Origin of the sequence: Paenibacillus helianthi (assembly GCF_001909055.1) — a bacterium.
In the GTDB taxonomy this organism is placed as follows: Bacteria; Bacillota; Bacilli; order Paenibacillales; family Paenibacillaceae; genus Paenibacillus_AQ; species Paenibacillus_AQ helianthi.
In genome coordinates, this window is the sequence record NZ_LVWI01000087.1 from 1 (window position 1) to 18,801 (window position 18,801).

Below are 18,801 nucleotides of genomic sequence, written 5' to 3' on the forward strand. Positions count from 1 at the left end.
ACTGTACCAGTTGCTCCAGACCTGTTCGTGTATTGGAGAATACACAATCTTTCCCCAGTTCAATTCCCCGAAAGTCAATGGCTCGGGCCACATGGGTTTCCTTAGCGATGTCTGCGCCTACGACAAGGGTCTTGTCGGAAATTCTCATAATCCGTTGATTCTGTTTCTTCGATTGTTTATACTTCATGTTGAGTGCCTCCTGCGCTGGAATTTGTTCTCTGGACGGAACGTTTCCCAGTATACAGCTGGCGCTTTTTTCATTCAAACCTCAAATTAATTCATTACAGGAATGGCTCCTTATTTGAAAAAGCGGTCTCACCGGATGAGTGCTCCACTATACGCCTGAGCTGCTCCTGTACATTCTCCATACACAGCCCGCCATGATAGCAGACAATTTGGTCAATGTCGTAATCCAGCAATCTATTCAGGGAGTTGAACGCCGCCGGCAGGTCAGGTGTGGTTTGATTGGTTGGGGTTTGCAGCTCCCCGTTTACGGAAGGCAATGCGTCTCCGGCAATCAGTATCCTGCTTGTCTGCAAATACAAACTGATATGTCCCGGGGTATGCCCAGGAGTAAAAATCACTTCAACACCACCACAAAAATCAAGCACATCCCCGTCATTTAGCGTATGATTCACCTTTACATGATAAGGAAGGTCGAACATATGCTGCAGCTGTGGAGGCAGTTCTCTTTTTAATAGCGGAACCGTTCCTTCGATGAAAGGCTGATCCAGTGCGTGGGCATACACCACCAGCGGTCTATCTGCTAATTCCATCAGGTCCTGCACACCGCCAATATGATCAATATCCTGATGGGTCAAAATCACGGCAGATAACCGCTCGACAGCTACGCCGGCCCGCTTCATGCCTTCTACTATCTGTGTGCCATGCCCGTAAAAGCCCGCATCGATCAGGATCGCCCTATGTTCGTCCCACACCAAAGTGGAATTCAAAATGATGCCCTCGATTTCTAGCGGTATGATGGCTGCGCCTTCTGCTATATTCATTTTTAGTTCCTCCTTGCCGTTTCAAGGACCCTTTCAAGTTTAGAATGAGTAAAATACTTCTTTGCCTGCAATAAAATCTTTGCATAGGGTATTACAAAGCTTTGCCGCACTCTCTTTGATCCAGTTATTGCGTGTGGAGTCATGTATAAAGAAAAGATAGCTGATAAAAGTATCCATAAATATCTGCCCCTCAATATACCTTATTTGCTCCCATGAAAAATCTGCTGCTGAAGCATAGCCCTGTAAAAAAAGCTGACGCAACTCACCGGGAAGAACAGTCCCCGCGCTGCCCAGATCAAATAGATAGTAGCCATACCCGCAAAAACCAAAGTCTATTAAACAAGGCCCGCTTTCGGTGATAATCACATTCCCAAGCTGCACATCCGCGTGTACAAGCCCCCATTGCCCTGGAAGGGTCTCCAGCACTTGGAGCTGCCTTTTTATCATTCCGAGGACCTGGACAATGATCTCATATTGTTCCTGACTGTACAGATCTGAATCTACGCCGTATTTCAATTCTTCAACCGCAGTATCAATCCTTTCTGCATCATACACCGGTCTTTGCAGACCAGGAAGCTCAGTATGACGGGAGAAATGATGAAATGCAGCGAGCTTTTCCCCCAGCTGATAAGCAATTTGCTCCATGTTGTCTTCTTGTAAAGTGAGCGTAGCGCCCTCTATCCATTCCAGCAGGGTAGCATAACAAATATCGTTGCCATCGTTTACATATTGGGTTACGAGCCCTCCGGTCCGGTTGGCTACCGGCTTCTGCACATGAAGTGCCTGGTCCTTGGACAGCTCCTGCAGGATGTACATTTCTGATTCCAAGCCCTGCTGCGTATGCTGAATCCCGAGCAGGCCTGCTGTTGACGGACTATGAATACGCAGCAAGTATAGTCTGCCTTCCTTTAGATCCGTAACCTTAAACGTCATATTTTCATTATGTCTGATAAATTCAACTATCGGCTCCTGAAGCGTATAGAATGAGAGCACTTCTTCTGCTGCTTGTATACTCAATGTGTACACCTCTCTTCTATTTTCTTCTTATTTATTTCACCCAGCATATATCTGGCAAAAGCGGTCAGCCCATGGCCAAGGAGCCATGCAGGTATATCCCTGTCAGGCTTGCTTCTAACTCTTCACTACAAATCGTTGTAAACCTACTCAGAACCTTCTCCATTTGCATGTCCACTCTTTTTGTAACTCCTTGCAATCATTAACTTCCATTATATGCAAATGACTGGCGGATTTATAGGTAAAGAATGAGTAGAATGCAAAGCATTCTCCATGCTAGAGCAGCCCGCAGAAACTCTGCGGGCTGCTAGGGACTCTATACCGTCAAGAGATACAACTGAGTTAATTTTGCTCCCGGATATCCTCCAGCTCCTGATTGATCCTATCGACTATGGACTGAATAGAATCCTGGTCATAAAAGAACCCGATATTTGCCGGGACCGGCTCTGCCGTTTCATGATTGAAGTCGTTAAAATTCATGCCTTCCTTCAGCCAATAGGCCTGTTTCTCTGTAAGCTCTTGCCAGTTGCTCACCGGATACTGTCCGCTTAGATCAATTGCATACACGACCCTATGGCCCATATCCACATATAAATGGCTGTCCTTTCGCCGTAGAGGCTGGGGACGTGCCGAATTCAGCAGGACCTTGCGGGCGAATTCCTTGCCGGACATCTGAAGCAGGATGACCTCACCAGTGTCTTCATCCACCCTAAGCATCAGATGGGGAACAAATCCGGCAAAAAAGCGAAGCGCAGCAGAATGGCGCAAATTCTCGTCAAAGAACCAGCCGAGCGGCATCACATTGTATTCCCCATCCGGCAGGTCTGAATAAGCAATTTCCAGCAGGTTTTGCAGTGTTTCGGTGTCCGGCGCTTCATAAGGCTCCAGGGCATCCGGATTTACCATATAATTGATGATCGTCCGCTTAACCCCGCTGATTCTGTCACTCATATCATGATGCCTATAGAGATCTTCCAGCACCGGCAGAATTCCGGTTTGCGTATCCCCGAACAGCTGCCGTGATTCCGGCTTCAACTCCTGTAGATAGATCGTTTCAACGCTTCCTTCGCGTATACACTGCTTCACATCTGCAAAATGCGGTGCAATTTCTGTAAGGATAAGCTGGCGGATCCTCTCATCCTGTGCTGGAATGCCTATTCTATATACTTCCGACAACCAGGCATTCCCGGCAGTGAAGTACTGCGCGGCTGCAGTCATACCGGGAGGCGATGATTCCAGCTCCATTTTCTCCATACGGAAGCTTGAACGCTTGCCGAAATCAAGCCTCTCTGCCTGCTCACTGTATTCCACCCGGCTATAACCCTTGATCCACTCATACATCGGCCAGCCCCCTCTCATATAGAAACAAAATGACTTCAGCAATATATTTCTGCTGCTCCTCGTCGGGAATCATATGCCCGGAGTGAAGAAATTCCACAACGTGAAACGGGGAAAGGTACTGCTTGTACTTGTCCAAGGTCTCCTCAGAGATATCGGATGGAATCTCTGCCGCCCTATTTCTTCCGGCAAACAAGGTTACTGGAAGCTTAAGCTGAGCCAGCTGAGAAGTGAAGTCCATCTCCTCTGCATCACGTCCCAGCCCCTCCAGCGCTTCCCGCCGCATATAATTGAGTATAGGCACCTGCTGATAAGTCAGACCGCACCAGAAATCCACGGTATCCGGTGATACACTTCTATGGATTGGCGGCTGGTCTACAAGAATAAGGCCTTTTATCTGTTCTTGATTCTGTAGACTCCAGCCAAGCGCGTAGGAAGCGCCCCTGGAATATCCCAGCACGCAGTAATGTTCAATTCCGGTGTGGGTAACGACAGCGGCAATATCCGATAAATGATCCTCTAGATCATAGCCGCCATAAGGTGTTGAGCTGAGTCCTCGTCCCCGGAAGCTGAATGATACGGTATGTCCCGGTAAATTCGATAATAGCGGAATGGCCCGCTCCGCAGGCTCCCACAGTCCGCCTATCACAAGCAGCGATGGCATAGTGGAAGAAGGCTCTCCATTCTCCAGCACATGCAGCACCACAGCTCCGTTATGTACAAAATAGCTTTTCAATTCTACATCTCCTCAACGCAGGATGAATTCAGGGTTCGTATTCGTTAAGAATATCATGGTGACCGATAATTTTGAAATGCTATAGGTCCTGACGACTCTATCACTAGATGATCACAGGAACTCACTGTACGAATACTTATTAAGCGTACCAAAAAACGCGCACCGCCTGGTACGCGCCGTTTAAGCTCATCTCAAAGAGTCGCTAAGATTAGAATCTGGCAACAAAAAACTCGCGGTTGGCAGAGACAGACTTGGTCGTTAAGAGATTACCTGCATCATCTCTTATTCTCAAAGTATAGGATACCGTTGTTAAAGTCGTGATGGTAGGAAATCTTGCCACACCAAAATCGTCAAAATCGGCAGTTACCGTTACTGTACCGTTGGTCAAGGAAGCTGTCCATCCGGAGGAATCCTTATTCACATTGCCCAGGCTTGTAGCAAGAACTACAAATCTGTCAAAAGTCTGTTTTATTCTGCGTCTCTTCACTACCTTCTTTGCATTTGCCTTGCGGGCCATCATAGCTTTTTTTGCCATTAAAGCTTTTTTTGCCAGGATTGCTTTCTTGTCAGGAGCTTTCATTCGTTTCACCACTTTCTGATAGGATAGAGTATTAGATGCAATTTGCGCTTGTAGTGAACCGCGTTCTTGCCTACTCTTCCAGAAATGTGGTATTGTCTCAGATTTATAGAAATGTACCCATCATCCCTTTCCGCGCATACCCTGTATCGGAGAGGTGACACGATAGCCATGGGCGAAAAAATGTGGATGAAGCAGTATGCTTCCAAAATGAACCGTCCGCTGAGAAACCGGATTCGCAAAACGGTTCATTCCAGTAAGGGGTCAGCGACGCTGCCTGTTATTATTCAATTCAATCACAAGTTAATCCAGAGCAGGATGCAAGCCTTACACAAGCATTTAGGCTCACACGTCATGTCTGTCAAACATCGCATTCCAATGCTCAATGCGGTTTCCTCACATATTTCAATGAAGTGCCTGGAACGGATGTGCTGCTGGGAGGGTGTTCATAAGATATACCTGGATGACATTAAAAGCATGTCGCTGGATATTGCCACCCCATCGATCGGTGCAACTGCTGTGAAGCGCTCAAGGGGGCTTACCGGAAAAGGGATCAACATTGCGGTGCTTGACACCGGAGTATTCCCTCATCCCGATCTGGTCCGGCCCGTGAACCGCATCGTGGCGTTCAAGGATTTCATCAATCACCGCAAGCGCCCCTATGACGACAACGGTCATGGCACTCATATTACCGGGGATGCGGCAGGCAACGGCTGGCTCAGTAAAGGGAAGTATAGAGGTCCAGCACCTGAGGCGGGGATCGTAGGTGTTAAAGTACTGGATATCAACGGAGATGGCTACGACTCAACGATTATTAAAGGGATCGAATGGTGTGTTGCGCAGCGTAAATGTCTGAAGCTGCGCATTCTATCGATGTCTTTCGGCGGACCTGTGAGCACATCATGCCAAGACGATCTGCTCTGCCAGGCTGTAGAAAAAGCAGTCAAAGCCGGACTTACTGTTGTAATCGCCGCTGGAAACAGCGGACCCGGACGCAAAACCATTGAGTCACCGGGCATCAGTCCGTCCGCTATTACTGTAGGCGCTGTAGATGACCGCCGGACCCTCACCCAAAAAGATGACCGCATTACCCTCTATTCCAGCCGTGGCCCGGCACCCTGCGGCAAGATCAAACCGGATCTTGTCGCCCCGGGGGAATCTGTCATTTCGCTTCGCGCCCCCGGCTCCCAGTTGGCCCGTAATTTCCCGTACCTGCGGTCTGGGCAACAATATTTCGTGTTGTCCGGCACCAGCATCTCTACCCCCATCGTCTCCGGTGCAGCCGCCCAGCTGCTGCAGAGCTGTCCTTCGCTCTCGCCTTGCCAGGTCAAAGCCAGATTGAAGAAAAACGCCTTCCGCCTGGGCCTTAAGCCAAACACAGCAGGCAGCGGCGAGATCAATATGCGGTTTCTGCTACGAAAATAGCGAATTTTCAAAATCGAATAACAGCAGACTTTCGTTCATCCGTAAATGACTTACAAATGCTCAGCAATTCCCTGCACCCAAGCCAGCAGTGCCTCATCTTCCCCATAACTCCCTACGCACTGAAAGCCAAGCGGCAGGCTGTTAATACTGGCTGATGGCAGACTGATGGTAGGACAACCCGCGAAGGTCCAGATAGCGGTCATCCCGGACCACCCGGTGCCCTCACCGATCTTAGGTGCAGTTCCACCCTGTGCTGGCGATACCCAGAGGTCCACTCCCTGTGCTGCTTGGACGTTCTCCAGCTCCCGGCGCAGTCTGTACTGCTTCCGGCGGCACATCCCCAGCTCCGTATCGGAGATTTCCCGGCCCCGTAGAATAGCCTCCCTTACGGGATTGCCATAGCACTCTGCGTATCGACCGAACCACAGGGCATGCTCCCGGGCCATTTCACCTTCCAGAAACCGCAGCATGGCATTTCCGTAGATAAACTCATCCTCCCATGGCATACTCACTTGCTTTACCTCATAACCTTGCTGCTGAAGACTTAAGATTTGTGCGTTAAAAGCTTCTTTGACCTCACTACTCATCAGCTCCATGTATACTCCTTGGGGGATGCCAAGTACCGGTTTGCTGCAGGCTTGCTGATGCTGGTTCCTCCAGTCCGGGAGAAGCGAGGCTGCAGCAACCTGCATATCAGATACATTCTGTGTGAAGAACCCCACGGTATCAAAAGAAGGGGCCAGCAAAACAACTCCATCCAGCGGCACTCTGCCATAGCTTGGCTTGAAGCCCACCACACCGCAAAAGGACGCTGGGGCGATCACCGAACGGAGGGTCTGGGTGCCAACCGCCAGCGGACATAATCCGGCAGCAACCGCTGCTGCTGAGCCTGCACTTGAGCCACCTGGAGTATGATCCGTATGATGGGGATTACGCGTGGCAATAGGACCATTATAAGCAAATTCCTCGGTAACCGTCTTTCCTGCGATCAGCGCACCCAGTGAGCGGAGGCGCCGGATCAAAGACCCTTCCGGGCCGGTCAACACCTCAGCCGGCAAGCCGGACCCGGCCCGGGTAGGCAATCCCTCCACATGCAGCAGGTCCTTGATGCCTACAGGAACTCCGTAGAATACAGGCTTTTCCGCATTTCCGGCATAGTTCTTAAGCAAGAAGCCCTCATCCCGGGCCAACCGTTCCCCGGCATTTTCCTCAGCTACAAAGGCATGAATTTGAGGTTCAAGCCTCTCATAACGCTGCCGGAACAGGTCCCAGGAAGGATGAAGTCCGTTCTCCGGGAAATCCGAAGCTGCAAGAGGAAGAATAGAAGTTTGATTGAGAAGCATATCATCATCTCCATAGGAAGGTATATGTCTCTCTACTTACGTATGGAGTTCTGATTAGGTGGCAGTCACTCCTTCATAAATTGTTGCCGCCGCTCTGATACTCGCTCAGCTTTTCATTCAGCTGCTTGGCTTCCTTCTTCCCATCGATGTGCAGCATTGCGTACACCATGCCTTTAATCACCAGGACGGTAATCACGAAGGGAAGCAGCAGCCCCTTTTCCCTGAACGGTCCGGAACTGAAGAGCCACAGCCATAGGATTACAAAAACATCGCCAAGCACAAAACAGATATAGAAGCTCAGTGTTTGCGCATGTTTACTAAGCCCTTGTGTACTCACCAAAGCGTATTTGAAGCAGGTAAACGCCGCAGCCGCCATAATAATCTGCCATAATATTGATGTTCTGACGGAACCGGTCGAGTTCAAGGTCAGCACAATGGCCACCAGAATCGTCACACATCCACATGCTGCGAACAAATCCTTCAAGATACAGGATACGAATTTGCCGGTTTTCATCATGGAGCCTCCTCAGAGTCCTAGTTTTTGTTTCAGTACCGGAACATATTGCCGTGAAATGAAGACCTTTTCGCTATTGTGCAGCAAAGCTTCGAATCTTCCGTAAAGGACCGGGCTGACGGACTTGATTTTGGCAATATTCAGGATGGTTGATTTGGAGGCTCTAAAAAAATCCCTGTGCGCATAGGCCAGCTCAATCTCATACAGCTTCAACCTGGATTCATAAACCTTCTTGGCACAATAGATAAACACCTTGTGATCCACAGCCTCGAAATAATACACCTCATTCGGGTCGATGATATGCATTTGAAGATCGGTCATGCCGATCAGCTTCTTGGATGCCGTCATGGATGAAATGGAATGCAGCAGCTTCAGCACCTCTTCATCGGGATCATTGCACCTCAAAATAATCTCAGGCTCGCTGTCTTCCGGTATGCTCTCAATGGTGATTTTCATCTGCGTCCCTCCCGCCCTTCTGCCTGCAATTACAGTATATTTTTGTAAAAGCGCATCTTCAATAGGCTTTGCGTGAGCTGCATCCAGAGGGCATTATGCTGCTTCTTAAGAGGGGCAGGATGACTATATCGATGCATAGGCTTCGATTCGCAGCTCTGCGAATACCCAGCCCGGATTCATTCCACTAACTATAGCTTTTACCGCGATGTTGCCGCATTCAGCTCTGTGATCATTGAACTCTCCCCCAGTAAACCCATTTACATCAGTGCTGACAGAATAGCATCACACAGCTCCATGGTCTTCACATTATCCCGTCCGCTGGAGACAGGGGTCAGCCCTTCCCGGCAGCATGTCATGAAATGAGCCATTTCCCCGACAAAGCCCCGCAGATAAAGATCTCTGTAACCGCCGGACATCGCGGATGCTGAAGGGGTGAACACGGTATCCTGCTCGGCAAGCGATTGCCAAGGCAGTCCGCTGGCTGTAAGTGAATGATGAACGGTTAGCTTCACCACTTCATCTGCACAGGCAAACCCGTGATCGAAGGTAACCGTCAGGCTCTCACTTTCTCTGGACCAGCCACTCATCCCGGCAAAATAAACGCTGCCCACAATGCCATTTGCGAATTTCAGTGAGATGCTCTGGGAGATTTGTGCGTTATCATTGTTTGTAAACCCTGAAATCTGTACCGCTTCGCCAAACAAAAAACGCAGTAAATCAACAATATGGATAGCAGCAAGCTTCATAAACTGCTCCTCGTCTTTACAGAAAGGTGTGCTGTCTACTGCAAACCGCGCCTGGAAGGAGCGGGCGCCGCCCAATGTCCCTCCTGTAATTAGCTCCTTCAGCTTCATATAGACGGGAGCATAACGCTTCATGAATCCCACCATCAGCACTACTCCGGCCTGTTCGGCTGCATCTGCTAGCTGAAGAGCTTCCGGACCATTCCAGCCTAGCGGTTTGTCCACATATACATTTTTTCCGGCATGGATGCAGTCAAGCACCAATGAACTTTGATCCTGCGGCTGCGCGACTACCACCACCCCATCGCTTTCTTCATCCCGGAGCATTTTCTGGTAATCGTCATATGGCTTGCCTCTGCTGCCAAACCGCTGAAGTGCGGCCCTCGAACGCTCCAGATCACGGGTCGATATCGCGGTAATTTCAGCCCCTGCTTGGATAGCAGAAGGGTAAATATTGGTAGATGCATGAAATCCCGCACCGATAAAACTGAGCTTTACTGTATTCAAGTTGAATCTCTCCTCTGTATCAGAATTCCTGTTCATCATATTAGAGCAATTACGGGAACAATAAAAGGACACCTGTCCTCCATGCTGAATTCCACAGTGGAACCCCTGCTGAATATCCCCTATACTAATTCAAGGAAGCGATTGCAAGACTCTGATAGGACGGAAGGAGCGCATGTATGAAAATATCTGTGTTTTACAACCATATTGTTACCGCAAGCAAGCAATCCGGGCTGTCGGTACCGGAGGTACTGAGCCGGGTGCGCAAATGGGGTATCCAGGCGGTTGAGCTGGATTTGGACGAGGTACAGCCCAGCCGCGGGGCCATGAAAAATCAGCTGGAGCAAGCTGGAATTTCGGTAGCTTCAATGTACGCTTTTTTTGATTTTGGCAATGCTTCCGATGTGCAGCCTGGACTGGATTTCATTGACACGGCAGAGTATTTGGGGGCGAACAAGGTACTTGTGATTCCGGGTTTCATTGAGGAATCAGCCAGCGAGGAGCTGCGGAACAGCTCGCTGCAGCGAATGGTTGCGGCGCTCCGGGAGATGAGCGAATACGCGGAGTCCAAAGGTATGGTAATCACTTTGGAGGATTTCGATGACAGCCGCGCGCCATTTTCCACTTCCGAAGAATTGCTATGGTTTATGGATAAGGTTCCGAAGCTGGGCTGTACCTTCGACACTGGCAATTTCATCTATCAGGGTGAGGATGCGCTGGCAGCCTTAGGGAGGCTGGAATCGAGAATTGTTCATGTCCATTGCAAAGACCGCTCTCTGAAGGAGCACCCTGTTGAAACGCCGAAGATCAGCACAAACGGGACGAAGCTGTTCCCGTCTCCTGTCGGCTCCGGTTGCATTCCGATACCAGAGATCCTGGAGCGGCTAAAATCCATCGGGTACAAGGATACGGTAGCGATTGAGCATTTTGATGCTGCGGATCAGCTAGGTTACATGCAGCAGTCGTCAGAATGGCTTCAGGCCCAATTCAAATAGGATAATAACTGCGTAATGCCAGCGTCTCTGGCCTTGGGTCCAGACCGCAAAACATCAGCCATAGCTGTCAAAAACGCCGCCTTCCACTGCAATTGAAAATACAAAGATGATAAAGCTCCAACCCCGCCGAGTTCCAGCAAGCAGGCTGGCAAGCGATCATGGACAATTTCAAAGCCTATACCGAACATAGAAGAAGACGCCGGGGAAGATGCCCGGCGTCTTTATTTTTGAACCCTAGTACAGCGTGCTCTCCGTTAGCCTCAACCTTGTGCCGCATCATCCATGTTCATGTAGTTAATGGCCCACAGATGGCCGTCCAAGTCCACGAAGCCCCAATGATACATGAACCCATGATCTTCAGGTTCAGCGTGCAATTTCCCGCCCATGGAGACCGCGGTATTCACAATTTCATCGACCTTTTCCCGGCTCTCGAAGGCCAATGCGATCGTCATCTGCGCATACTTGCTCGTATCGACGGATCCCTTCTCTGTGAGCGTATTAAAGAATGCTTGATTGATCAGCATGACCTGCAGGTTGTCGCCGATCACGATGGCTACCGAATTCTCATTCTCGGGGAATTGCGGGTTGAGCTCGAATCCGAGTCCGGTGAAGAACGCTTTCGATTGTTCTACGTTTTTTACAGGCAGGTTGACGCTCGTGAATGTGGACGTTAATGCCATTTTCAAAACACCTCTTCGTCAAATTAGTTTGTGTTCATTTATGCATTCGTTTATATAGACGACAGCCGATCCGGGAATTCATCGGTCTCATGGATTCGGAAGCGTAAATTTTGAAAAATAACTTGGTATTGAGTTCGGATACCCGCCATTCCATGACAATTAAAGGGTGGATATCGAGTAACGGAATGAGGGAACGGCAGGAAATTAATGATAAAACCGAAGTACGAAAGAAAAAGTTCGAAACAGTCACCATTATTTCTCCTGTTCTCCTCACTAATCGTACGCATATTCGATCTCCACTCAGTCCCTATAGTTTACTGTCAAAATAGGCTTTAAGCAAGAAGCGGCGGAGGCGCTGGCTGCAAAACTAGTGGAGCTGTTTAACGAAAAAGGCGAAGCGAATTCCAAGCCGTTGACGACTGAGAAAGTTATCGAGGCTATGGACATCAGAGGCAGGACGCATCTGCTATCCCAACAACGACGGATCAAATCGGAACTGTCAAAAGAAGAGATTGCCTATCTTAGCGAGCACCGCAACGAGTATCCGGACATGGAGAGGAGCCCATCCGCCATTGTACAGTCCCGACCGGACCGCCATTCAATTCTCGATCAGATCGCGACAATTCGGTTAATTACACAGCCTGCCGGCAAGGTCCTGCAGGCTGTTCTAACGAGGAACGATAGCGGAAATGAGCAGATTGCATTGCAGTCTGCCTTTTCATTGAAGTAAGGGGCAAGTAAGTAGTAATTGTAGTAAAATGGGTTGAGGCAGCTAGTTCAGTTTTACAGGACGTATACACCCGACAAAGGAGTTAACCATGTCAAAACAACGTAAAGTTATTTTTACCATAACCATGCTCTATACAATCTTAATTCTTTATTTTTTATTTTTCGCATTCGGTAGAATGGGTGCCGCAGAGCGAACGACTGGCTACACCTTTATTTTTTTACCAGATAGTTTCTTTAAATTGCCTACTATATCTGATCTTCTACACCCTACCCTCATGGATTTTGTTGGATTTGGAAATATCGTAGCTTTCATCCCTTACGGTATATTGATTTTATTGTTATATCGGACTACGTTTCTTCGATTCATTACAATGTTCTTTTTTTCGATTCTCGTAATGGAAACCATACAGGCCCTTTCGTTTCTGGGCAGCTTCGATATTAACGATGCCATTCAAAATACATTAGGTGCAGCAGTCGGTTTTGGGGCATACAAGCTTGGTGTTCGTTCAAAAAACAATTGGCGCAATTTTTTGATAACCGCCATTTCCTGTATGGTTCTTTTATTAGGGGTATGGGGATTGTGTGGGATTGTAGATAAAGCGTCCACCAAAGAAGAAGGTCCCTTTGTGGCCATAAACGAATTGATGGACAGCTCTGGAAATTCATCAACTGGAAAAAGCCTGAATAGCTTTAAAATAAGCGCTCAAAACGTAAAACCCCACTATAATATGTATGGCGTTGCAGGTGGGAATTCAGAAACGTTTACGTATTCGTATAAAGAGAAGATTATTTTCTCCTTGTATTACGGAATACCTGAACCAACGGATTATTCCGGAAGCATCCGTGTTTCCGTCGATGGACGCGAGGTATTGACCAGTTCTGGAGAAGTTCAACGTAGTGATCCAGATCTGTTTCCGGCGATTTTCGAGATTCCTATCGAGGCTGGGAGCGAACTCACGATAACCATCGAGGGGAATGAAAAAATATGGGATGTTGGGTATAGAAAAATGAAATATTTGTGGAACTGAATCCATAGACAATTTGTGTTGAATATTATTCAGGATTACTGGATCTATATATTGGATATTACTGGGGGGATGGGAGATGGAACAAGGGCTTATAAAGGAAGTATTATCTCTATTGGATTTAGACCTCTCGGACTACAAGCTAATAGGCGGATACAATAACAATGTATTTGAAGTTGGAAGTAACACAAAATTTATTGTTAAGATTTTGGAAGATTCTGTTGTTAGTGAACTGAAATCATTAGCTGAATCGGAATGGCTGGATTACCTTCTTTCGAGGGGACTTAATGTAGCTAGACCAATACGTAGACAAGGAAAAGATTTTATTCAACGTATTAATGATGACTACTACTTCGTTTGTTATGAAAAGATAAACGGCATACATATCCACCAAACCAACAATGCGATGTGGAGAGCACCATTGTTTGAAAGATGGGGCGAGGCAATGGGACATATCCACACTGCTTCAAAAGCATATACAGCTAACCATGCGTTCCCTTGTTGGAATGAAAACAAAATTTTACTCCAATTTGAATCAGCTCAGCTACCCACGATCCTGATTGAGAAGTGGTTTAAACACATTGAAGTGTTAAAAAAACTCCCTGTTTCAACTGATAACTTTGGCCTAATTCACGGAGATCTTCATCATGGAAATTTGCTAATCAGAGAAAATTCACTTAGTATCATTGATTTCGGAGACAGCGAGTATCATTGGTACGCTTATGATTTAGCGATCGTAATTTACCACACTACACAAGCTATAATAAAGAACGAAAGAAACAATTTCATAAGACGTTTTTACCAAGAATTTATGGAGGGATATGTTCGGGGGAACCCAGATACGAACTTCACTCAGGATATTGATTACTTTATTCAACTCAGACACCTATACTCTTTTACGTATCACTCCATCTATGCTGATAAGAGCCAATTAACGGAACAACAGCTAAAATACCTGAAGGATATGGAGCTATCCCTGATTAATGATGAACCCTATCTACATTTCACGTTCAACTAACGGGCAAGATAGCTCAATTCATCTGCAACATCCTGTTGCCATATGCCAAAGATAAAGGAATTAGAAAACACATCCTTAGTCTGTTTAATTTCAACAAACCAAAGGCAGTCCAGAACTTTATTTTCCAATTCAAGGCTGCCTTTGGTTTGTATATAGGATCCAGTCTGTTTCTTATGATTGAGATCCTGACGGTTTTGTTCGAAAGGTCTATCTCTCATAGCTTCTGCCACACCTCGAACTCCACATCCATCTGAAATCCGAGACGCTGGTAAAATGGCTGCATGGGACCTGTATATCCCTTAACCATGCCGAGAGACCGCAGACGGTTCAGCGCTTCATAGATTACCGCCCGGCCCAGCCCTCTCAGTCTGTAATCCGTATGGGTTCCCACCGGTTCAAGAATTCCTATCCGGTTCACCTCATCCACAAAAGCGTTACAAAATGCCACGACCTCCCCCTTCTCATTAATCAGAGACAAGTCCAGAGCCGGACGATAACCCGGTGCTTGACGGATACCCCCGTATAACCGCAGCATCTGCTCTGCATGTACAGTTCCCGGGTAGTTAAACGCCATTATGTGGCCTTGCGCTTTAGCCTGGTCTGACACCTCTTCCCCGCATTGAAGCAAAAAGCCAACAGGAATATTCACCGGAAAATCCTTCTCCAGCGTGATGGAGATAATATTATCGCTCTCGTTCGGAAGATGCACATATCCCCTGCCCTGGACCAACTCTTGCAGCTTTGACATCCCCTTTGGCACTGCAAGCTTCACGGCAGCCGGAGCAGACTTCGCTTCGATGAATTCTAACATCTCACACAGCAGCTCCTCCTGCGGATGATCTGTATCCAATTGAAAGTAGAAATCCCCATCCCTGCAAACCACAGCGGCCAGTTCCCCATTGTCGCGTTCCCACAGTCCGATATTTTGTTCCCACTCGGGGAGCAAGCCCGCCCTCCACTTATAGAAAAAAATCTCGAATTCAAAACGGGCAATCGTCCAGCTGCTCGGCCGATTTAATTTTGAATGGGCATGTGACAAGAACCGGCTCACTTTCATCATGTCATCTGATGTATAGTCTCTATAACGAGTCCCCATATGTATCCCTCTCCCTTGGCATTGTCTCTTTTAATTGTAAGTTATTTACTGTACAAGACATATGCCAAGTTCTACTGAAAAATGTTTTTGCCCACAGAACATTCTGTCTGCCATTCATTCACATTCCAATTTATACACGATTTCATGAGCGTGACATATCCATATTCCAGGAGTACAATGGAAGGAACATTTGTTCTTACAAGGAGGATATCGTGCCATATATTCAATTGGGTGACTTAGAGTTGTTCTATGAAAAGATGGGTACCGGAGAGCCTGTTATCTTTCTGCACAGCGCTTATTCAAGGGGAATACTGGCATTTGCGAGTCAAATCCTTGATTTTCAGAATGCGTACACCTGCTATTTTCCGGATTTCAGGGGACATGGCAGAACCCGGTGCAATAATCTGGCCTGGAGTACCCCACAGCTGGCGGATGATATTGCTGCGTTTATGGAGCAGTTGTCCATCTCCAAAGCGCATTTAATCGGTTATAGCCTGGGGGCAGGAGTGGCCATGGCTGTTGCGTTAAATGCGCCGGAGCGTGTATTTTCAATGACGACCATCGGTTCTAGCGGGTTCAAAGAGCCGGCCGGTGCGGATGAGTACGAGCCGGAATGGCTTGCTGCACACGGCAAGGACGTCATCATCCAACAAATGCTCGAACGGCATGAGGAGGCGCACCGCGGAAACTGGCAGGAATTCATGCGGCAGAGCGCCGCAGACTGGCGGTTATTCCCGCAACTAACCGAGGAGCAGATCCACAGCATCGATTGCCCTTCCCTGTTTATCGCCGGGGAGCATGATCTCTTTGTACAGGAATCCCAGCTCCGGCACTTAACTGCTCTGGTAGAGAACTCTCAGTATCTTGTTGTTCCTGGAGGCAGCCACCGGCCGCATATGCTGAGAGAGAACCCCGTATTGGTAAATGATGCAATCCTGCATTTTTTGAAACAGCATCCTATAGTGTAGATCCGCTAGTTCTTCTTAGCCCTCTTCACTTCGCTCTCAACCATTCGAACATACTCATCTACAGTAATCTTGCTGCTTAGCTGTGCAATAAGATCATACGGGATGCTATTTGTTTTTTTGAACCGCACACAGGATTTCCCCATATCGAGCCTGGTTTGAACATGCCTCGGATACTCTTCCTTGAACCAAGCCAGCAGCCCGGGTACCATGTATATCCCCATATGGTAGAGTGCAATGAAATTCTTCTGCGAGGCTATACTGACAAAAGGGAGCGGCTGATCGGGGTTAACATGATAACCAGGCGGATACAGCTGATGGGGAACAACATAAGTTATCATTCCATAAGACATGGTTTCCTGAAACCCCACAGGCAAGTTGTCCTTGAGTATCTGTCTTAGCTTCATAATGGCTTCTCTCCGTTCCTCAGGCAGCTGGCTGATATATTCCTCGGGACTGGCCGATTCGTATTTCATCTGTTCTCCTCCTATCTGATATCCACAGGATTACCTTCACATGGAATTACAAGCATAAATTAGTGATTTAATTTCTTCCAGATACTATAATAAAAACGATATGTTTCTCACAGTTACCCGAAAGGATGTTGATGATTACATGAAATTTAGCGAATACCCGTACGAACGGCCGGATGTAGAGAAGCTAAAGGCCGGTTTTACCGAGCTTCTTAAAGGTCTTAGTGCTGAAAGTCTGGAGGAGCAGCGAGCCGCTTTTACCGCGATTAATAAGCTGCGTAATGAATTTGGCACCATGGAGACATTGGCCAGCATCAGACACTCGATCAACACAGAGGATGAATTCTACAAAGCTGAACAAGATTACATGGATGAAGTGGGGCCGGTGATTCAGGAGTACATAACGGACTACTTCAGAGCCCTCGTGAACTCTAAGTTCAGAGCAGCGTTTGAACAGGAGTGGGGTACACAGCTGCTGCAGATTGCCGAAATCTCGCTGCGGACATTCAGCCCGGATATCATAGAGGACCTCCAGCTCGAGAATAAGCTGTCCACTGAGTATTCCCAGCTTATCGCTTCCGCCAAAATCCAGTTCGAAGGGGAAGAACGGACGTTGTCCCAGCTCGCCCCATTCGAGCTGTCAACAGACCGGGATATGCGCAAGCGTGCATCTACGGCCAGATACCACTTTATGGCTGAACATGAGCCAGAATTTGACCGTATATTCGACGAGCTTGTCCAGGTGCGGACCCGTATTGCCAAAAAGCTCGGGTACCATAGCTTCGTTGAACTCGGCTATGACCGGATGATGCGTACGGACTACAATGCTGAAATGGTCGCTAATTTCCGCAAGCAGGTGCAGGAGCATATCGTGCCTGCTTCCCGCAAGCTGAAGGAACGCCAGGCTGAGCGTCTGGGTCTTGCGGAGCTGAAATTTTATGATGAAAGTCTAAATTTCAACAACGGCAACGCCACTCCCAAAGGCGATCCCGATTGGATCATCGCAAACGGGGCCAAAATGTACAAAGAGCTGTCCCCTGAGACCGATCAGTTTTTCAGCTTCATGCTGGAGAATGAACTGATGGATCTGGTCAGCAAAAAAGGCAAACAATCTGGCGGTTACTGCACCTATCTCAGCCAGTACGAGGCTCCATTTATTTTCTCCAACTTCAACGGAACCTCCGGGGATATCGATGTGCTGACCCACGAAGTGGGGCATGCATTCCAAGTATACCAGAGCCGTCATATCCAATTGCCTGAGTATGCTTTTCCAACCTATGAAGCGGCGGAAATCCACTCCATGAGCATGGAGTTTTTCGCATGGCCATGGATGGACCTGTTCTTCGAGGAGGATGCTGCCAAATACCGTTTCAACCATCTGGGTGACAGTCTGCAGTTCATCCCGTATGGGGTTGCGGTAGATGAATTCCAGCATTTTGTCTATGCCAACCCGGATGCCACACCTGCCGAGCGCAAACTGGCCTGGCGCGAAATTGAGAAGAAATACCTGCCCCTGCGCGACTATGACGGCAATGATTATCTGGAGCAAGGGGGATTCTGGCATAAGCAGGCCCATATCTTCCGCTCTCCGTTCTACTATATTGACTACACATTGGCTCAGCTCTGCGCCTTCCAGTTCTGGAAACGGTCAAATGAGGATTTCCAATCAGCATGGGCCGACTACCTGCGGCTCTGTCAGGCTGGCGGAAGCCTGTCTTTCCTTCAATTGGTCGAGCTAGCCGGACTGAAATCTCCCTTTGAAGACGGCTGCATCAGCTCCGTGATTGGTGATATTGAAGGCTGGCTGAACAGCGTGGACGATAAGCAACTGTAAGTGCCGCTTCGGCTCCCTGTAAACTTACATTAGTAGGGTAAGACGAGGGATTACTCCCTCGGACTCCCCGTCAAACCGTGCATGCGGATTTCCCGCACACGGCTTTCCTTCGTCAGTTCCCCATCTTCAGGAGTGAGTTTCCTTCATCCGTCGCCGGATTGCTTATTTCACTCCTGAATTAGGAACGTGTGGTGAGTAAGCTTGTTAGAAATACCATTCCGGCTGATTCCAGTACTTTGTTTGGTATCAGCCGGTTTGACACCGTAGATCTCTTTTTGCGCATAAAGGCTCGCACCCTCATTCGCGTCCATTGATCCAGACGTTCAAAC

20 protein-coding genes and 1 pseudogene are annotated in these 18,801 nt (G+C 48.0%); 7 read left to right on the forward strand and 14 right to left on the reverse strand.

Translation table 11 applies throughout. From position 1 onward, the window contains the following. The 6 genes and pseudogenes from A3844_RS28310 to A3844_RS28335 all read right to left on the reverse strand — a co-directional run. Positions 1-187: pseudogene (locus A3844_RS28310) on the reverse strand (IS110 family transposase); the annotation flags it as partial. Between the two features lie 94 nt (positions 188-281). Beyond that, positions 282-1,007 carry an MBL fold metallo-hydrolase gene (locus tag A3844_RS28315; RefSeq protein ID WP_074109208.1) on the reverse strand — a complete coding sequence of 242 codons (726 nt, stop codon included), beginning with the start codon at positions 1,005-1,007 and terminating at the stop codon, positions 282-284. 39 nt (positions 1,008-1,046) lie between these two features. Further along, positions 1,047-2,024, reverse strand: a complete 978-nt coding sequence (locus A3844_RS28320) for a phosphotransferase enzyme family protein (protein WP_074109209.1) — start codon at positions 2,022-2,024, stop codon at positions 1,047-1,049. Between the two features lie 339 nt (positions 2,025-2,363). Further along, entirely contained in the window at positions 2,364-3,362 is a 999-nt protein-coding gene (locus A3844_RS28325) for a hypothetical protein (protein WP_074109210.1), read from the reverse strand. Continuing rightward, a complete protein-coding gene (locus tag A3844_RS28330; RefSeq protein ID WP_074109211.1) occupies positions 3,355-4,095 on the reverse strand; it encodes an alpha/beta fold hydrolase in 741 nt (246 codons plus the stop codon). Before A3844_RS28330 ends, A3844_RS28325 begins: the two co-directional genes overlap by 8 nt. A gap of 208 nt (positions 4,096-4,303) precedes the next feature. Further along, entirely contained in the window at positions 4,304-4,675 is a 372-nt protein-coding gene (locus tag A3844_RS28335; RefSeq protein ID WP_074109212.1) for a hypothetical protein, read from the reverse strand. A 168-nt stretch (positions 4,676-4,843) separates the two neighbouring features. On the opposite strand from A3844_RS28335, the gene A3844_RS28340 reads away from it, so the two are divergent. Beyond that, the gene (locus A3844_RS28340; protein WP_074109213.1) at positions 4,844-6,097 is read left to right on the forward strand and encodes a S8 family peptidase; all 1,254 of its coding nucleotides are present in this window, start codon (positions 4,844-4,846) and stop codon (positions 6,095-6,097) included. 50 nt (positions 6,098-6,147) lie between these two features. On the opposite strand, the gene A3844_RS28345 is transcribed toward A3844_RS28340, so the two are convergent. The 4 genes from A3844_RS28345 to A3844_RS28360 all read right to left on the reverse strand — a co-directional run bounded on the left by A3844_RS28345 (position 6,148) and on the right by A3844_RS28360 (position 9,660). Next, positions 6,148-7,440, reverse strand: coding sequence for an amidase (locus A3844_RS28345; RefSeq protein ID WP_074109214.1), 1,293 nt, complete (start codon positions 7,438-7,440; stop codon positions 6,148-6,150). 73 nt (positions 7,441-7,513) lie between these two features. Then, positions 7,514-7,957, reverse strand: coding sequence for a DUF3021 family protein (locus tag A3844_RS28350; protein ID WP_143192182.1), 444 nt, complete (start codon positions 7,955-7,957; stop codon positions 7,514-7,516). A gap of 9 nt (positions 7,958-7,966) precedes the next feature. Continuing rightward, on the reverse strand, positions 7,967-8,410 hold the full coding sequence (locus A3844_RS28355) for a LytTR family DNA-binding domain-containing protein (protein WP_074109216.1): 444 nt from the start codon (positions 8,408-8,410) through the stop codon (positions 7,967-7,969). Between the two features lie 257 nt (positions 8,411-8,667). Then, on the reverse strand, positions 8,668-9,660 hold the full coding sequence (locus A3844_RS28360) for a Gfo/Idh/MocA family protein (RefSeq protein WP_074109217.1): 993 nt from the start codon (positions 9,658-9,660) through the stop codon (positions 8,668-8,670). Between the two features lie 176 nt (positions 9,661-9,836). On the opposite strand from A3844_RS28360, the gene A3844_RS28365 reads away from it, so the two are divergent. Then, positions 9,837-10,652: a sugar phosphate isomerase/epimerase family protein gene (locus A3844_RS28365; protein WP_074109218.1), complete on the forward strand. Its 816-nt coding sequence runs from the start codon at positions 9,837-9,839 to the stop codon at positions 10,650-10,652. A gap of 260 nt (positions 10,653-10,912) precedes the next feature. Here the strand turns inward: A3844_RS28365 and A3844_RS28370 are convergent, their stop codons facing one another. After that, entirely contained in the window at positions 10,913-11,332 is a 420-nt protein-coding gene (locus A3844_RS28370) for a VOC family protein (RefSeq protein ID WP_074109219.1), read from the reverse strand. Between the two features lie 370 nt (positions 11,333-11,702). Here A3844_RS28370 and A3844_RS28375 point away from each other — a divergent pair, with 370 nt between their 5' ends. The 3 genes from A3844_RS28375 (at position 11,703) to A3844_RS28385 (ending at position 14,104) form a co-directional block, all read left to right on the forward strand. Beyond that, complete coding sequence (locus A3844_RS28375) at positions 11,703-12,062, forward strand: hypothetical protein (protein ID WP_074109220.1); 360 nt, start codon at positions 11,703-11,705, stop codon at positions 12,060-12,062. Between the two features lie 88 nt (positions 12,063-12,150). Further along, a complete protein-coding gene (locus A3844_RS28380; protein WP_074109221.1) occupies positions 12,151-13,089 on the forward strand; it encodes a VanZ family protein in 939 nt (312 codons plus the stop codon). Positions 13,090-13,165: 76 nt separating this feature from the next. Beyond that, positions 13,166-14,104 (forward strand): phosphotransferase enzyme family protein, encoded by a 939-nt coding sequence (locus A3844_RS28385; RefSeq protein ID WP_074109222.1) that lies wholly within the window; start codon positions 13,166-13,168, stop codon positions 14,102-14,104. On the opposite strand, the gene A3844_RS28390 is transcribed toward A3844_RS28385, so the two are convergent. Further along, complete coding sequence (locus tag A3844_RS28390) at positions 14,101-14,334, reverse strand: hypothetical protein (protein WP_074109223.1); 234 nt, start codon at positions 14,332-14,334, stop codon at positions 14,101-14,103. The genes A3844_RS28385 and A3844_RS28390 overlap by 4 nt on opposite strands. Next, entirely contained in the window at positions 14,319-15,200 is an 882-nt protein-coding gene (locus A3844_RS28395) for a GNAT family N-acetyltransferase (RefSeq protein ID WP_074109224.1), read from the reverse strand. Before A3844_RS28395 ends, A3844_RS28390 begins: the two co-directional genes overlap by 16 nt. Before the next feature lie 212 nt (positions 15,201-15,412). Here A3844_RS28395 and A3844_RS28400 point away from each other — a divergent pair, with 212 nt between their 5' ends. Next, a complete protein-coding gene (locus A3844_RS28400; protein WP_208619469.1) occupies positions 15,413-16,168 on the forward strand; it encodes an alpha/beta fold hydrolase in 756 nt (251 codons plus the stop codon). 5 nt (positions 16,169-16,173) lie between these two features. On the opposite strand, the gene A3844_RS28405 is transcribed toward A3844_RS28400, so the two are convergent. Beyond that, the gene (locus A3844_RS28405) at positions 16,174-16,641 is read right to left on the reverse strand and encodes a DUF1801 domain-containing protein (RefSeq protein WP_074109225.1); all 468 of its coding nucleotides are present in this window, start codon (positions 16,639-16,641) and stop codon (positions 16,174-16,176) included. A 139-nt stretch (positions 16,642-16,780) separates the two neighbouring features. On the opposite strand from A3844_RS28405, the gene A3844_RS28410 reads away from it, so the two are divergent. After that, positions 16,781-18,472 (forward strand): M3 family oligoendopeptidase, encoded by a 1,692-nt coding sequence (locus A3844_RS28410; RefSeq protein WP_074109226.1) that lies wholly within the window; start codon positions 16,781-16,783, stop codon positions 18,470-18,472. Positions 18,473-18,801: the final 329 nt, after the last annotated feature.

Coding starts and splice junctions, on each gene's coding strand:
- A3844_RS28370 (WP_074109219.1), bottom strand. CDS start 11,332: ATGGCATTAACGTCCACATTCACGAGCGTCAACCTGCCTGTAAAAAAC.
- A3844_RS28340 (WP_074109213.1), top strand. CDS start 4,844: ATGGGCGAAAAAATGTGGATGAAGCAGTATGCTTCCAAAATGAACCGT.
- A3844_RS28380 (WP_074109221.1), top strand. CDS start 12,151: ATGTCAAAACAACGTAAAGTTATTTTTACCATAACCATGCTCTATACA.
- A3844_RS28315 (WP_074109208.1), bottom strand. CDS start 1,007: ATGAATATAGCAGAAGGCGCAGCCATCATACCGCTAGAAATCGAGGGC.
- A3844_RS28395 (WP_074109224.1), bottom strand. CDS start 15,200: ATGGGGACTCGTTATAGAGACTATACATCAGATGACATGATGAAAGTG.
- A3844_RS28405 (WP_074109225.1), bottom strand. CDS start 16,641: ATGAAATACGAATCGGCCAGTCCCGAGGAATATATCAGCCAGCTGCCT.
- A3844_RS28355 (WP_074109216.1), bottom strand. CDS start 8,410: ATGAAAATCACCATTGAGAGCATACCGGAAGACAGCGAGCCTGAGATT.
- A3844_RS28335 (WP_074109212.1), bottom strand. CDS start 4,675: ATGAAAGCTCCTGACAAGAAAGCAATCCTGGCAAAAAAAGCTTTAATG.
- A3844_RS28350 (WP_143192182.1), bottom strand. CDS start 7,957: ATGATGAAAACCGGCAAATTCGTATCCTGTATCTTGAAGGATTTGTTC.
- A3844_RS28365 (WP_074109218.1), top strand. CDS start 9,837: ATGAAAATATCTGTGTTTTACAACCATATTGTTACCGCAAGCAAGCAA.
- A3844_RS28385 (WP_074109222.1), top strand. CDS start 13,166: ATGGAACAAGGGCTTATAAAGGAAGTATTATCTCTATTGGATTTAGAC.
- A3844_RS28325 (WP_074109210.1), bottom strand. CDS start 3,362: ATGTATGAGTGGATCAAGGGTTATAGCCGGGTGGAATACAGTGAGCAG.
- A3844_RS28345 (WP_074109214.1), bottom strand. CDS start 7,440: ATGCTTCTCAATCAAACTTCTATTCTTCCTCTTGCAGCTTCGGATTTC.
- A3844_RS28410 (WP_074109226.1), top strand. CDS start 16,781: ATGAAATTTAGCGAATACCCGTACGAACGGCCGGATGTAGAGAAGCTA.